14 protein-coding genes are annotated in these 13,103 nt (G+C 62.1%); 9 read left to right on the forward strand and 5 right to left on the reverse strand.

The window, feature by feature from the left end; translation table 11 throughout:
- The first annotated feature begins 22 nt into the window (after positions 1-22).
- From ctaD to JV241A_RS27085, 3 genes are read left to right on the forward strand one after another with little or no spacing between them, the layout of a single operon-like run.
- Positions 23-1,612 (forward strand): cytochrome c oxidase subunit I, encoded by a 1,590-nt coding sequence (gene ctaD / locus JV241A_RS27075; protein ID WP_115084475.1) that lies wholly within the window; start codon positions 23-25, stop codon positions 1,610-1,612.
- Positions 1,613-1,637: 25 nt separating this feature from the next.
- Positions 1,638-2,207, forward strand: coding sequence for a cytochrome c oxidase assembly protein (locus tag JV241A_RS27080; protein WP_115084473.1), 570 nt, complete (start codon positions 1,638-1,640; stop codon positions 2,205-2,207).
- Between the two features lie 13 nt (positions 2,208-2,220).
- Positions 2,221-3,108: a cytochrome c oxidase subunit 3 gene (locus tag JV241A_RS27085; RefSeq protein ID WP_115084472.1), complete on the forward strand. Its 888-nt coding sequence runs from the start codon at positions 2,221-2,223 to the stop codon at positions 3,106-3,108.
- A 6-nt stretch (positions 3,109-3,114) separates the two neighbouring features.
- Here the strand turns inward: JV241A_RS27085 and JV241A_RS27090 are convergent, their stop codons facing one another.
- Entirely contained in the window at positions 3,115-3,318 is a 204-nt protein-coding gene (locus JV241A_RS27090; protein WP_010222642.1) for a twin transmembrane helix small protein, read from the reverse strand.
- Positions 3,319-3,381: 63 nt separating this feature from the next.
- Between JV241A_RS27090 and JV241A_RS27095 the strand changes: the two genes are divergently transcribed.
- From JV241A_RS27095 to JV241A_RS27115, 5 genes are read left to right on the forward strand one after another with little or no spacing between them, the layout of a single operon-like run.
- The gene (locus JV241A_RS27095; protein WP_134065310.1) at positions 3,382-4,122 is read left to right on the forward strand and encodes an SURF1 family protein; all 741 of its coding nucleotides are present in this window, start codon (positions 3,382-3,384) and stop codon (positions 4,120-4,122) included.
- Complete coding sequence (locus JV241A_RS27100; protein WP_134065312.1) at positions 4,088-4,681, forward strand: hypothetical protein; 594 nt, start codon at positions 4,088-4,090, stop codon at positions 4,679-4,681. Before JV241A_RS27095 ends, JV241A_RS27100 begins: the two co-directional genes overlap by 35 nt.
- A 9-nt stretch (positions 4,682-4,690) precedes the next feature.
- Positions 4,691-5,773 carry a COX15/CtaA family protein gene (locus JV241A_RS27105; protein WP_134065314.1) on the forward strand — a complete coding sequence of 361 codons (1,083 nt, stop codon included), beginning with the start codon at positions 4,691-4,693 and terminating at the stop codon, positions 5,771-5,773.
- Complete coding sequence (gene cyoE / locus JV241A_RS27110) at positions 5,758-6,657, forward strand: heme o synthase (RefSeq protein ID WP_115084465.1); 900 nt, start codon at positions 5,758-5,760, stop codon at positions 6,655-6,657. The genes JV241A_RS27105 and cyoE overlap by 16 nt, the downstream gene beginning before the upstream one ends.
- Positions 6,654-7,286: an SCO family protein gene (locus JV241A_RS27115; protein WP_134065316.1), complete on the forward strand. Its 633-nt coding sequence runs from the start codon at positions 6,654-6,656 to the stop codon at positions 7,284-7,286. The genes cyoE and JV241A_RS27115 overlap by 4 nt, the downstream gene beginning before the upstream one ends.
- A 70-nt stretch (positions 7,287-7,356) precedes the next feature.
- On the opposite strand, the gene JV241A_RS27120 is transcribed toward JV241A_RS27115, so the two are convergent.
- From JV241A_RS27120 to JV241A_RS27130, 3 genes are all read right to left on the reverse strand, one after another.
- Positions 7,357-8,127 carry a MetQ/NlpA family ABC transporter substrate-binding protein gene (locus JV241A_RS27120; RefSeq protein ID WP_115084461.1) on the reverse strand — a complete coding sequence of 257 codons (771 nt, stop codon included), beginning with the start codon at positions 8,125-8,127 and terminating at the stop codon, positions 7,357-7,359.
- A gap of 63 nt (positions 8,128-8,190) precedes the next feature.
- Positions 8,191-8,862: a methionine ABC transporter permease gene (locus JV241A_RS27125; RefSeq protein WP_115084460.1), complete on the reverse strand. Its 672-nt coding sequence runs from the start codon at positions 8,860-8,862 to the stop codon at positions 8,191-8,193.
- Positions 8,862-9,869 carry a methionine ABC transporter ATP-binding protein gene (locus tag JV241A_RS27130; protein WP_115084458.1) on the reverse strand — a complete coding sequence of 336 codons (1,008 nt, stop codon included), beginning with the start codon at positions 9,867-9,869 and terminating at the stop codon, positions 8,862-8,864. The genes JV241A_RS27125 and JV241A_RS27130 overlap by 1 nt, the downstream gene beginning before the upstream one ends.
- A gap of 231 nt (positions 9,870-10,100) precedes the next feature.
- Here JV241A_RS27130 and katE point away from each other — a divergent pair, with 231 nt between their 5' ends.
- Positions 10,101-12,239 carry a catalase HPII gene (gene katE / locus JV241A_RS27135; RefSeq protein WP_134065318.1) on the forward strand — a complete coding sequence of 713 codons (2,139 nt, stop codon included), beginning with the start codon at positions 10,101-10,103 and terminating at the stop codon, positions 12,237-12,239.
- Between the two features lie 36 nt (positions 12,240-12,275).
- Here the strand turns inward: katE and JV241A_RS27140 are convergent, their stop codons facing one another.
- Positions 12,276-12,989: a PA5502 family lipoprotein gene (locus JV241A_RS27140; RefSeq protein WP_115084454.1), complete on the reverse strand. Its 714-nt coding sequence runs from the start codon at positions 12,987-12,989 to the stop codon at positions 12,276-12,278.
- Positions 12,990-13,103 lie beyond the last annotated feature (114 nt).

Raw genomic sequence — 13,103 nt, forward strand, 5'->3', positions numbered from 1 at the left:
AACGGACTGCAGGAGACAGGACATGAGCGCAGTGATCGACGACCACAGCCACGGTCATGAGCACGCCCACGGGCCGGCCAAGGGCCTGATGCGCTGGGTGCTGACCACCAACCACAAGGACATCGGCACCATGTACCTGTGGTTCAGTTTCATGATGTTCCTGCTGGGCGGCTCGTTCGCCATGGTCATCCGCGCCGAACTGTTCCAGCCTGGCCTGCAGATCGTCCAGCCGGAATTCTTCAACCAGATGACCACCATGCACGGCCTGGTGATGGTCTTCGGTGCGGTGATGCCGGCCTTCGTCGGCCTGGCCAACTGGATGATCCCGCTGATGATCGGCGCGCCCGACATGGCCCTGCCGCGGATGAACAACTTCAGCTTCTGGCTGTTGCCGGCAGCTTTCCTGCTGCTGGTCTCGACCCTGTTCATGCCCGGCGGCGGGCCGAACTTCGGCTGGACCTTCTACGCCCCGCTATCGACCACCTATGCGCCGGAAAGCGTGACCTTTTTCATCTTCGCCATCCACTTGATGGGCATCAGCTCGATCATGGGCGCGATCAACGTTATCGCTACCATCCTCAACCTGCGTGCCCCGGGCATGACCCTGATGAAAATGCCGCTGTTCGTCTGGACCTGGCTGATCACCGCCTTCCTGCTGATTGCGGTGATGCCGGTGCTGGCGGGTGTGGTGACCATGATGCTGATGGACATCCACTTCGGCACCAGCTTCTTCAGCGCCGCCGGCGGCGGTGACCCGGTGCTGTTCCAGCATGTGTTCTGGTTCTTCGGCCACCCCGAGGTGTACATCATGATCCTGCCGGCCTTCGGCGCGGTCAGCTCGATCATCCCGGCGTTCTCGCGCAAGCCGCTGTTCGGCTACACCTCCATGGTCTACGCCACCGGGGCGATCGCCTTCCTGTCGTTTATCGTCTGGGCCCACCATATGTTCGTGGTCGGCATCCCGGTGGTCGGCGAGTTGTTCTTCATGTACGCCACCATGCTGATCGCGGTGCCCACCGGGGTAAAGGTGTTCAACTGGGTCAGCACCATGTGGGAAGGCTCGCTGACCTTCGAGACACCGATGCTGTTTGCCATCGCCTTCGTCATCCTCTTCACCATCGGTGGCTTTTCCGGGCTGATGCTGGCGATCGCCCCGGCGGACTTCCAGTACCACGACACCTACTTCGTGGTTGCTCACTTCCACTATGTGCTGGTGCCCGGTGCGATCTTCGGCATCTTCGCCTCGGCCTATTACTGGCTGCCGAAGTGGACCGGGCATATGTACGACGAAACCCTGGGCAAGCTGCACTTCTGGTTGTCGTTCGTGGGCATGAACATGGCCTTCTTCCCCATGCACTTCGTGGGCCTGGCCGGCATGCCGCGCAGGATTCCGGACTACAACCTGCAGTTCGCCGACTTCAACATGATCTCGTCAATCGGCGCCTTTACCTTCGGTGCCACGCAGATCTTCTTCCTGTTCATCGTCATCAAGTGCATTCGCGGCGGCGCCCCGGCGCCGGCCAAACCCTGGGATGGCGCCGAAGGGCTGGAATGGTCGGTACCGTCACCGGCGCCCTATCACACCTTCCAGACTCCTCCGGAAGTGAAATGAACGGCTCCGGCCCGAGGATGCAGCCATGAGTGAAGGGACCTCGCTCAAACGCCTGGTTTGGCGGCTGATGCTGCTGACCGTGGTGATGTTCGCTTTCGGTTTTGCCTTGGTGCCGATCTACGACGTGATGTGCAAGGCCTTTGGCATCAATGGCAAGACCGGCGGGCAGTACGAAGGCACCCAGGTCAGCGACCCCAACCGTACGGTGAAGGTGCAGTTCATGTCGACCAACGCCAGCGACATGGTCTGGGACTTTTATTCCACCGCCGACCAGATCGACGTCAACCCGGGGGCGGTCAACCAGATGGTGTTCATCGCCCGCAACCCGACCGACAAACCCATGAGCGCCCAGGCCATTCCCAGTATTACTCCAGCCGAGGCGGCGGCGTATTTCCACAAGACCGAATGCTTCTGCTTTACCCAGCAGGTGCTGCAGCCGGGTGAGCGCATCGAAATGCCGGTGCGCTTCATCGTCGACCGCGACCTGCCCAAGGATGTGAAACACCTGACACTGGCTTACACGCTGTTCGATATCACCGCTCGCCACCCGCCGGTTGCACACCTGGCGGACCCGGTTGCACAGGGCGCCCGATAAGGAGAACACCAAGATGGCTTCCCATGAGCACTATTACGTCCCGGCGCAAAGCAAGTGGCCGATCATTGCCACGGTCGGCATGTTCATCACGGTGTTCGGCCTGGGCACCTGGTTCAATGACCTGAAGGCCGGGCGGCCGGAATCCCACGGGCCGTGGATCTTCTTCTTCGGTGCCCTGTGCCTGGCCTACATGCTGTTCGGCTGGTTCGGCGCGGTGGTCAAGGAAAGCCGCGCCGGGCTCTACAGCCCGCAGCTGGACCGCTCGTTCCGCTGGGGCATGTCGTGGTTCATTTTCTCCGAGGTGATGTTCTTCATCGCCTTTTTCGGTGCGCTGTTCTATGTGCGCAACCTGGCCGGGCCCTGGCTCGGTGGCGATGGTGCCAAGGGTGTGACCCACATGCTCTGGCCGAACTTCGAGTTCGCCTGGCCGTTGCTCAATACCCCAGACCCGAAACTGTTCCCGCCGCCCAAGGACATCATCGACCCCTGGCACCTGCCGCTGATCAACACCATCCTGCTGGTCAGCTCCAGTGTCACCGTGACCATCGCCCACCATGCCCTGCGCAAGAACCACCGCGGGCCGCTGAAGGCCTGGCTGGCGCTGACCATCCTGCTCGGCCTGGGCTTCCTGGTGCTGCAGGCTTACGAGTATCACGAGGCCTATACCGAACTGGGGCTGACCCTGGGCTCGGGCATCTATGGCGCCACCTTCTTCATGCTCACGGGGTTCCATGGTGCCCACGTGACCATGGGCACCTTGATCCTTTTCGTGATGCTGGTGCGGATCATGCGCGGGCACTTCAACGCCGACAAACACTTCGGTTTCGAGGCGGCCAGCTGGTACTGGCACTTCGTCGATGTGGTCTGGGTGGGGCTGTTTATCTTTGTTTATGTGCTGTAGCCGGGTTCAGAACGGCGCGTGGGACACCAACTGGCCGCTATAGAAACCCCAGGTCACCAGGGCCAGGGTCAAGGCGGCCAGGGTGACGCGAACAGTCAGGGCTTTAAGCAGGCGAGTCGACTGCCCGTCGTCCTTGACCAGAAAGAACAGGCCGCTGAACAGGCTGGCGATGGTCGCCAACAGCATCAGGACAATCGCGGCTTTCAGCATGGCGAAACTCCGGGGGGATGCAGTGATGAGTACAAGTATAGCGACTGACCTTTCGAGGGCCCGGTGACGCGCTTTCGCCCCGGCATCGTGCCGACCCTGGTGGTGCTGTTGCTGCTGCCGGGGTTGATTGCGCTCGGCTGCTGGCAGCTCGGGCGTGCCGAGCAGAAACGCCAGCTGCTGCAGGCCTACGCCGAGCGTAGTGCCGGCGACGCGGTAGGCAGTGCGCAGTTACTGCAGATCGATGATCCGGCATATCGCCGGGTGCACCTGTATGGCCGTTTTGATGGTCAGCACAGCCTGTTGCTGGATAACCGCATGCGCGATGGCCAGGTCGGCGTCGAGCTGCTGCAACCCTTTCTCGACCAGGCCAGCGGCCTGTGGCTGTTGATCAATCGCGGCTGGTTGCCCTGGCCGGACCGGCGCATACCCGTGCAGTTCAGCACGCCTGATCAGCCTTTGAGCCTGGACGCCTCGGTGTATGTCGCCCCGGGCGCCACCTTTCAATTGCAGGCCGACCCGGCAGGCGGCAGCTGGCCGCGGCTGATCACCGCCATCGACGCCAGCATGCTGTGGCCGCTGTTGGGCCGCGATGGTTTCGCCCACGAATTGCGCCTGGAACCGGGCCCGGCCAGCTACCGGCTGGACTGGCCGGTAGTCGCTCTGGGCCCGGAAAAACACCTGGGTTACGCCGTGCAGTGGTTTGCCCTGGCGTTGGCCCTGGGGCTGCTCTACCTCTATTTCGGCTGGCATAACAACAAGGAGAAACAGCATGGGAGCCGTCACAAGTCCACTCAACATGTCTGAAGGCAAGGTCCCGCGCAGTCGTGCGCGCGGGCGGCTGCAGCTGCTGCTGATCCTGCTGGTGGTACTCGGCCCGATGATCCTTGCCACCAGCATGTACAAACTCAAGTTCTGGGTGCCCGACAGCCGTAGCTACCACGGGGAAATGATCGGCAACGGCCAGACCCGCACCGACCTGGGGGTGAGCGCTGACGAGGGGCGCTGGCAACTGCTGGTGAGTACGCCCAAGGATTGCGCACTGGACTGCCAGCAACTGGTGTACCTGGCCCGGCAGATCCAGATCGGCCTGGGCCGCGATGCCAGCCGCGCCAGCCATGCCCTGGCCGCCGCCCAGCCATTGGCCAGCGACTACCAGGCCAAGCTGGACCGCGAGTACCCGCAACTGCAGCGTTACTCCCTGGACCTGTCGCGCTACGGCGCGGTCAGCCAGGGCAAACAGGATGCCCAGCTGTGGATCATCGACCCGCACGGCAACCTGGTGCTGCGCTACGACGCCAGGGTCAAGGGCAAGGACTTGCTCAACGACCTGCGCCACCTGCTGAAGCTGTCCAACATCGGGTAGGACATCGCCATGGCCAGACCAGGATTTCGCCTCGCCGTCTTCGCCACCCTGCTGGCACTGGTTGTCGTGTTGCTCGGTGCCTATACCCGCCTGACCCACGCCGGCCTGGGTTGCCCGGACTGGCCGGGCTGCTATGGCTTTATCAGCGTGCCCAAGACCGAAGCGCAACTGGCCCACGCCGAGCTGCACTTCCCCGACACTCCGGTGGAGGCGCACAAGGGCCGCAACGAAATGGTCCATCGCTACTTTGCCGGCACCCTGGCGCTGGTGATCACGCTGCTGGCCCTGCAGGCCTGGCGCCGTCATGGCCGCGATGGCCAGCCTTATCGCCTGCCCCTGCTGTTGCTCGGCGTGGTGTTCGCCCAGGCGGCCTTCGGCATGTGGACGGTGACCCTCAAGCTCTGGCCGCAGGTGGTTACGGCACATCTATTGGGCGGCTTTGCCACCTTGAGCCTGTTGTTCCTGCTCAGCCTGCGCCTGTCGCGGGCCTTTGCACCCTTGCCCAAGCTGCCTTTGAGCGTGCGCCGGGTGGCGGCGCTGGGCTTGCTGGTGGTGATCGGCCAGATCGCCCTGGGTGGCTGGGTCAGCGCCAACTACGCGGCAGTGGCCTGTATTGACCTGCCGACCTGCCATGGCCAGTGGTGGCCGCAGGCCGATTTTGCCAACGGCTTTCACCTGACCCAGCACATCGGCCCCAATTACCTCGGCGGCCAGCTCGACAGCGATGCGCGCACGGCGATTCACATGAGTCACCGCCTGGGTGCCTTGCTGGTGACCGCAGTCATGCTGACCCTGAGCTGGAAGCTGCATCGCCATGGCTTGAGCAGGCTGGCCGGGTTGGTGCTGGTGGCGCTGGCAGTGCAGGTGACCTTGGGGGTCAGCAACGTGCTGTTCCACCTGCCGCTGGCTGTGGCCGTGGCGCACAACGCCGGTGGCGCCATGTTGTTGCTGAGCATGGTGCTGGTCAATTACCGCATTCGCCTGGTTGCCCAGGCCAAAGTTCGTCGGGTCAGCCAGGGCTGGCGCCTGACCCCGCTGGCTAGCGGCGGAGTCGTTCATTATCTGGGAGATAACTCATGGCGACGCTTCTGAGCGAGCGCAGGCTGCAAGCAGGTTGGCGTGATTACCTGGAGCTGACCAAACCCAAGGTGGTGGTGCTGATGCTGATCACCTCGCTGGTCGGTATGTTCCTCGCCACCCGCGCCGGGGTTCCGTGGACCATCCTGTTGTTCGGCAACCTTGGCATCGCCTGCTGCGCCGGCGGTGCTGCGGTGGTCAACCATGTGGTGGACCGGCGTATCGACGCGCTGATGGCGCGTACGCATAAACGCCCGATTGCCGAAGGCCGAGTGGCACCGGCGGCGGCACTGGCCTTTGCCCTGCTGCTGGCGACAATGGGCATGGCCCTGCTGCTGGTCTTCACCAATGCCCTGACCGCCTGGCTGACCCTGGCCTCGCTGCTCGGCTACGCGGTGATCTACACCGGCTTTCTCAAGCGCGCCACGCCGCAGAACATCGTTATCGGCGGCCTGGCCGGCGCCGCCCCGCCACTGCTGGGCTGGGTGGCAATCAGCGGGCATATCAGCGCCGAGCCATTGCTGCTGGTGCTGATCATCTTCGCCTGGACGCCGCCGCACTTCTGGGCCTTGGCCATTCACCGCAAGGAGGAGTACGCCAAGGCTGATATTCCCATGCTGCCGGTGACCCACGGCGAACACTACACCAAGGTGCATATCCTGCTGTACACCCTGGTTTTGCTGGCGGTCAGCCTGCTGCCCTACGCCATCCACATGAGCGGCCCGTTGTACCTGGCCTGCGCCCTGGCCCTGGGCGGGCGCTTCCTGCAGTGGGCCTGGGTGTTGTACCGTGGCAGTCGGCCGCACGCGGCGATCAAGACCTTCAAGTACTCTATCTGGTACCTGTTGCTGCTGTTCATCGCGCTGCTTGTTGACCACTACCTACTGTTGAACCTATGACTCGAACCCAGAAAACCGTCTTTATTCTCGTTGCCCTGGTCGCCGTGATCCTCGGGCTTACCGTCAACAAGGTGCTCAATGGCCGCAGCGAGGGTAATCCTACCGAGCTGATCGATGCCGGCATCATCCTGCTGCCACAGAGCCGCACCGTGCCTGCCGTGGAGATGACCGACGAGCAGGGTCGGCCGGTGGTGATGGACGAGCTCAAGGGCAAGTGGTCGCTGCTGTTCTTCGGCTACACCTTCTGCCCGGACATTTGCCCGACCACCCTCGCCCAGCTGCGCCAGGTGAAAAGCGAGCTGCCCAAAGAGGCGGTAGACCGATTGCAGGTGGTACTGGTCAGTGTCGACCCGAACCGCGACACCCCGGCACAGCTGAAGCAGTACCTGGGCTATTTCGACAAGGATTTTCGCGGGGTGACCGGCTCGCTGGAGAACATTCAGAAGCTGGCCAATGCGGTGAGCATTCCGTTCATTCCGGCCGATACCAGCAAGCCGAACTACACGGTTGATCACAGCGGCAACCTGGCACTGCTGGGGCCGGATGGCAAGCAGCGCGGGTTTATCCGGGCGCCGTTCAACAACCAGAAGCTGGTTGCTCAATTGCCTGGGCTGGTTAAGCGCGACTGAAAGCATCGCGGGTCAAGCCCGCTCCCACAAAACCTGTGGGAGCGGGCTTGACCCGCGATAGGTCTTTGAATCAGAACGCCGGCTTGACCGCGCCCTTGTACTTCTCTTCGATGAACTTCTTCACTTCCGGCGTGTGCAGGGCTGTTACCAGCTTCTTCACAGCGTCCGCGTCCTTGTTGTCTTCGCGGGTCACCAGGATGTTCACGTAAGGCGAATCGCTGCCTTCGATGACCAGTGCATCCTTCTCAGGGTTGAGCTTGGCTTCCAGCGCGTAGTTGGTGTTGATCAGCGCCAGGTCGACCTGGGTCAGCACGCGCGGGATGGTCGCGGCTTCCAGCTCACGGAATTTCAGGTTCTTGCTGTTCTCGGTGATGTCTTTGACGGTCGAGAGGATGTTCTTGTTGTCCTTGAGCTTGATCACACCGGCCTTGTCCAGCAGCAGCAAGGCACGACCGCCGTTGGTGGCATCGTTGGGGATGACCACGGTGGCAGTCGAAGGCAGCTCGTCGAGCTTCTTGTACTTGCTCGAGTAGGCGCCCAGCGGCTCCAGGTGCACGCCGGCAACGCTGACCAGATCAGTGCCCTTGGCCTTGTTGAACTCATCCAGGTACGGCTGGTGCTGGAAGAAGTTGGCGTCCAGGCGTTTCTCGGCGACCTGTACGTTCGGCTGGATGTAGTCGGTGAATACTTTCACCTTCAGTTCCACGCCTTCTTTGGCCAGGGCCGGTTTGACGAACTCGAGGATCTCGGCGTGCGGCACCGGGGTGGCGGCGACGGTCAGGGTCTCGGCCTGGGCCGAGAAAGCCGCGACGGCGGCGACAACAGCAAGCAGCTTTTTCATCAAATCACTCCTTGTGAGGGCCGATCCGGCCCCCGGTGCGTCGGCTAGTGCCGACCCATGGGGTTACTTACGGGAAAAATGCACAACCAGTTTGTCGCCCACGCTCTGCAGGACTTGAACCAGGACCAGCAGCAGAACCACGGTGACCACCATCACATCGGTCTGGAAACGTTGGTAACCGAAGCGGATCGCCAGGTCACCCAGGCCGCCAGCGCCCACTACACCGGCCATGGCGGTGTAGGACACCAGGGTAATGGCAGTGACGGTAATGGCCGCGAAGATGCCCGGGCGGGCCTCGGGCAGCAAGGCGTTCATGATGATCTGGCGGGTAGTGGCGCCCATCGACTGGGTGGCTTCGATGATGCCGCGGTCGACTTCACGCAGCGCTGTTTCCACCAGGCGGGCGAAGAACGGCGTGGCTCCAACCACCAGTGGCGGGATGGCCCCGGCGACGCCCAGCGAGGTGCCGGTGATCAGCACGGTGAAGGGGATCATCACGATCAGCAGGATGATGAACGGCAGCGAGCGCAGGATGTTCACCACCAGCGACAGCAGCGCGTACACGCCCTTCTGCTCGAACAGCTGGCGCGGGCCGCAGAGGAACAGCAGCACGCCCAGCGGCAGGCCGAGCAGCACGGTGAAGAACAGCGAGCCGAACAGCATGATCATGGTGTCGATGGTGGCCAGCCAGATTTCGGCCCAGTCGACGTTGGCAAAGAAACTCAAAGCGTCCATCAACGCAGTACCTCCATATGAACATCAGCCGCAGTGAAGCGGGCAAACGCCGCTTCCATGTCGCCGCCAGTGACGGCCAGGGTCAGCTGCCCATACGGGGTGTCCTTGATACGGTCGATGCGGCCAGCCAGGATGCTGTAGTCCACACCGGTTTCCCGGGCCACAGTGCCCAGCAGCGGCGCGTAGGTCGAGTCACCCTGGAAGGTCAGGCGCACGATGCGCCCTGGCACGTGGGCGAAGTCGTCGCGCTGTTCGCTCTCGTCGATCTGTTCATCTTCCTGGACAAAGCGCTTGGTGGTCGGGTGTTGCGGATGCAGGAACACATCGGCCACCGGGCCCTGCTCGACGATCTGCCCGGCGTCCATTACGGCCACGCGGTCGCAGACCCGGCGGATCACGTCCATTTCATGGGTGATCAGCACAATGGTCAGTTTCAATTCGCGGTTGATCTCGGCCAGCAACTGCAACACCGAAGCGGTGGTTTGCGGGTCAAGGGCGCTGGTGGCTTCGTCACACAGCAAAATCTTCGGTTTGGTAGCCAGGGCGCGGGCGATGCCGACGCGCTGCTTCTGGCCGCCGGAGAGCTGCGCCGGGTACTTTTTCGCGTGATCGGACAGGCCGACGCGGGCCAGCAGTTCGTTGACGCGGGTGTCGATTTCCTTGCGCGACAGCTCGCCGGCCAGGGTCAGTGGCAAGGCCACGTTGTCGGCGACAGTCTTGGAGGCCAGCAGGTTGAAGTGCTGGAAGATCATCCCGACTTGCTGGCGGAATCGGCGCAGATCGTTGGCGTTGAACGCAGTGACGTCTTCGCCGTCGACGATGATCTTGCCGCCGCTCGGCGCTTCCAGGCGGTTGATCAGGCGCAGCAGGGTACTTTTACCGGCACCGGAATGGCCGATCAGCCCGAACACCTGGCCGTCTTCGACGCTCAGGTTGGTCGGGTGCAGTGCGGGAATATCCCTACCGGCTACGCGGTAGGTTTTATGAACATTTTGAAACTCGATCACGTAGCGAACCTTGTGGGGCGCATGGGAATGGGGTCAGCGGTTAGCCGGGCGCGCATTTTAGCCTGTTCGTATAGAGGTTCTTAGCATTTATTTCGCAATTGACCAATGCTACTGGAATAACGCGATCAGTGGTCAATCCGAAGGAACGCCTGCACAAGCCATCAGTCCCTACTGAATAGGGCCCACCGTGGGGTCGAACCGCAGGACTGATTGAGTGAGGAGAGCACACTGATGCCCAGCAAGAAGAACCCGCCCAAGGAAAGCCAACTCGCCGGTACCCAGACCCCCGACCGGGCCAATACCAACGCCAAGCTGCAAAGCCTGGAGGTGTTTCGCAGTGACGCCACCGGCCAGGCTCTGCGCACCAATCAGGGGGTCAAGGTTGCCGACAACCAGAACACCCTCAAGGCTGGCGACCGTGGCCCGTCGCTGCTTGAAGACTTCATCATGCGTGAGAAGATCACGCATTTTGACCACGAGCGCATCCCTGAACGCATCGTGCATGCCCGCGGTACCGGGGCCCATGGTTACTTCCAGGCCTACGAATCTCATGCCGCCTTGACCAAGGCCGGCTTCCTGCAGGACCCGGAGAAAATTACCCCGGTGTTCGTGCGTTTTTCCACCGTTCAGGGCCCACGGGGTTCTGGTGATACCGTGCGTGATGTGCGCGGTTTTGCCGTCAAATTCTTTACCGATGAAGGCAACTTCGACCTGGTGGGCAACAACATGCCGGTGTTCTTCATTCAGGATGCCATCAAGTTTCCCGACTTCGTCCATGCGGTGAAGCCTGAGCCGCACAACGAAATTCCCACCGGAGGCTCGGCCCACGACACTTTCTGGGACTTCGTTTCGCTGGTGCCGGAGTCAGCGCACATGGTGATCTGGGCGATGTCCGACCGCGCCATTCCGAAAAGCCTGCGGACCATGCAGGGTTTCGGTGTGCACACCTTTCGACTGATCAATGCCGAAGGCAAGTCAAGCTTCGTCAAATTCCATTGGAAGCCCAAGGCTGGTGTATGTTCGCTGCTCTGGGACGAAGCGCAGAAGCTGGCGGGTAAAGATACCGACTACCACCGCCGCGACCTCTGGGAAGCGATCGAAACCGGCAATTACCCGGAATGGGAGTTCGGCGTGCAGATCGTTGCTGAAGAAGACGAGCACACGTTCGACTTCGACCTGCTCGACCCGACCAAGATCATCCCCGAAGAGCTGGTGCCGGTTACGCCGCTGGGCAAGATGGTGCTCAACCGCAACCCGGACAATTTCTTTGCCGAAACCGAACAGGTTGCCTTCTGCCCCGGGCATATCGTTCCCGGCATTGATTTTTCCAACGACCCGCTGCTGCAGGGCCGTTTGTTTTCCTACACCGATACCCAGATCAGCCGGCTCGGCGGGCCGAACTTCCACGAGATACCGATCAACCGCCCGCTGGCGCCCAACCACAACGGTCAGCGTGATGCATTGCACCGGACCACCGTGGACAAGGGCCGCACTTCCTATGAACCCAACTCGATCGACGGCGGTTGGCCCAAGGAGACCGCGCCAGCAGCCAGCGATGGTGGCTTCGAGTCGTACCCGGAACGCATCGAAGCGCACAAGGTGCGCCAGCGCAGCCCGTCGTTTGCCGACCACTTCTCCCAGGCACGGCTGTTCTTCCAGAGCATGAGCCCGACCGAGCAGGAACACATCGTCAGTGCCTACAGCTTCGAGCTGGGCAAGGTTGAGCGTGAGTTCATCCGCGCCCGCGAGGTCAACGAGATCCTCGCCAACATCGACCTCAAGCTGGCCGCGCGCGTGGCGGCGAATCTGGGCCTGCCGGCGCCGAAGAAAGGCACGGTGGATGTGCCTGCGCCAAGCCTCAAGGAGTCCCCTGCCCTGAGTCAGATGAACCTGCTGGGCGAAGGCATCAAGGGCCGCAAGGTCGCAGTGCTGGTGGCCGATGGGGTGGATGCCGCCAGTGTCGATGGCCTGGTCAAGGCGCTGGAAGCCGAGAGCGCACAGATCAAGGTACTTGGCCCTACTTCGGCGCCGGTCAAGACCGCCCAGGGCAAGCCGTTGGCAGTGGATGCTTCGATGCAAGGCATGCCGTCGGTGATTTTCGATGCAGTCTGGGTGCCGGGCGGCAAGGCCTCACTGCAGGCCCTGGCGGGTGATGGTGTAGCGGTGCACTTCCTGCTCGAAGCCTACAAGCACCTCAAGCCGATCGGCTTGGCCAGCGAGGCGCAAGCCGTGCTCGACAAACTGGGGCTCAAGGTCGACAGCGGTTTGCTGCTAGGCAACGATGACAAAGCTTACAAGGCCTTCATCACTGCAATCAGCAAGCATCGGGTGTGGGCGCGTGAGGCTGCAGCGAAAGCCATTCCGGCTTGAGGCAGGAACCGGGTGCCCGCCTGGGCACCCTTTTTGTTACGGGCGGCGCGGGATCAACACCGCCTGGGCAGGCTGATTGCGATGAATCTCGTGGCTTTGCTGCAAGGCAAATTCACTGTCGAGTTTTTTCACCCGTTTGCCCAGCAGGGTTTGCAGCCAGGGCGCATCCTGCTTACGCGGAACCTGGAACACCACCTCGCACTGGTAATTGACCACATCGGCGGCGATGTCATCCAGTTGCTTGCGCATTTCGCGAATATTCGTAGTTTTCAATGCAACGACCGTGTTGGGCGCGGTCGGGTCGATCAGTTTGGCGGCCGGGCGGGCTTCGGCGGCCTTCAGGGCAGCCTCGGCTTTATCGAGCTCGGCCTTGCGCGCCTGGGCGATAGCGCCGTTGACACCACCGGTCAGCGCTGGTGCCTTGGGCATCAGCGCGCGGGCGCGGGCCAATGCGGTGGCAGCCGCATTCACATCACCCTTTTGCAGGACGATCTGGCTGCGTTGCAGATAGGCTTCGGCCAGCTGACGCTGGTATTGCTCGATCCGGCTGTCATTTGGCGCTTGGCTTTGCAGGGTAGCGAGTTGATCTTCGGCAGTGGCCAGCTCGCTGCTGGCGATGCTTTGCTCCAGCTGCTGCCAGGCATCAGGCTGGGCAGGCACGGCGGCGTTGTCGGCCGGGGTGCTGGAGCACGCGGCGAGGATCAGCGAAAACGCGGCAAGGAGCAGATAACGGGAGGCGAACGGCTTCATTCCTGCGACTCTCTATTTGCGCAAAAAGCGAGCAAGTCTACACCCAGTCCGCAGACTCGAAAATAACTCTTCAGGACCCTGCGCGTTTTTAATGTCGCAGGGTGCAACCGCCGA

Source organism: Pseudomonas sp. JV241A, assembly GCF_900275665.1.
GTDB lineage: Bacteria > Pseudomonadota > Gammaproteobacteria > Pseudomonadales > Pseudomonadaceae > Aquipseudomonas > Aquipseudomonas wadenswilerensis.

Excerpts from the sequence above, each read along its gene's own strand:
- ctaD (WP_115084475.1), top strand. The coding sequence starts at position 23 with ATGAGCGCAGTGATCGACGACCACAGCCACGGTCATGAGCACGCCCAC.
- JV241A_RS27090 (WP_010222642.1), bottom strand. The coding sequence starts at position 3,318 with ATGCTGAAAGCCGCGATTGTCCTGATGCTGTTGGCGACCATCGCCAGC.
- cyoE (WP_115084465.1), top strand. The coding sequence starts at position 5,758 with ATGGCGACGCTTCTGAGCGAGCGCAGGCTGCAAGCAGGTTGGCGTGAT.
- JV241A_RS27125 (WP_115084460.1), bottom strand. The coding sequence starts at position 8,862 with ATGGACGCTTTGAGTTTCTTTGCCAACGTCGACTGGGCCGAAATCTGG.
- JV241A_RS27115 (WP_134065316.1), top strand. The coding sequence starts at position 6,654 with ATGACTCGAACCCAGAAAACCGTCTTTATTCTCGTTGCCCTGGTCGCC.
- JV241A_RS27085 (WP_115084472.1), top strand. The coding sequence starts at position 2,221 with ATGGCTTCCCATGAGCACTATTACGTCCCGGCGCAAAGCAAGTGGCCG.
- JV241A_RS27100 (WP_134065312.1), top strand. The coding sequence starts at position 4,088 with ATGGGAGCCGTCACAAGTCCACTCAACATGTCTGAAGGCAAGGTCCCG.
- JV241A_RS27120 (WP_115084461.1), bottom strand. The coding sequence starts at position 8,127 with ATGAAAAAGCTGCTTGCTGTTGTCGCCGCCGTCGCGGCTTTCTCGGCC.
- JV241A_RS27105 (WP_134065314.1), top strand. The coding sequence starts at position 4,691 with ATGGCCAGACCAGGATTTCGCCTCGCCGTCTTCGCCACCCTGCTGGCA.
- katE (WP_134065318.1), top strand. The coding sequence starts at position 10,101 with ATGCCCAGCAAGAAGAACCCGCCCAAGGAAAGCCAACTCGCCGGTACC.
- JV241A_RS27140 (WP_115084454.1), bottom strand. The coding sequence starts at position 12,989 with ATGAAGCCGTTCGCCTCCCGTTATCTGCTCCTTGCCGCGTTTTCGCTG.
- JV241A_RS27080 (WP_115084473.1), top strand. The coding sequence starts at position 1,638 with ATGAGTGAAGGGACCTCGCTCAAACGCCTGGTTTGGCGGCTGATGCTG.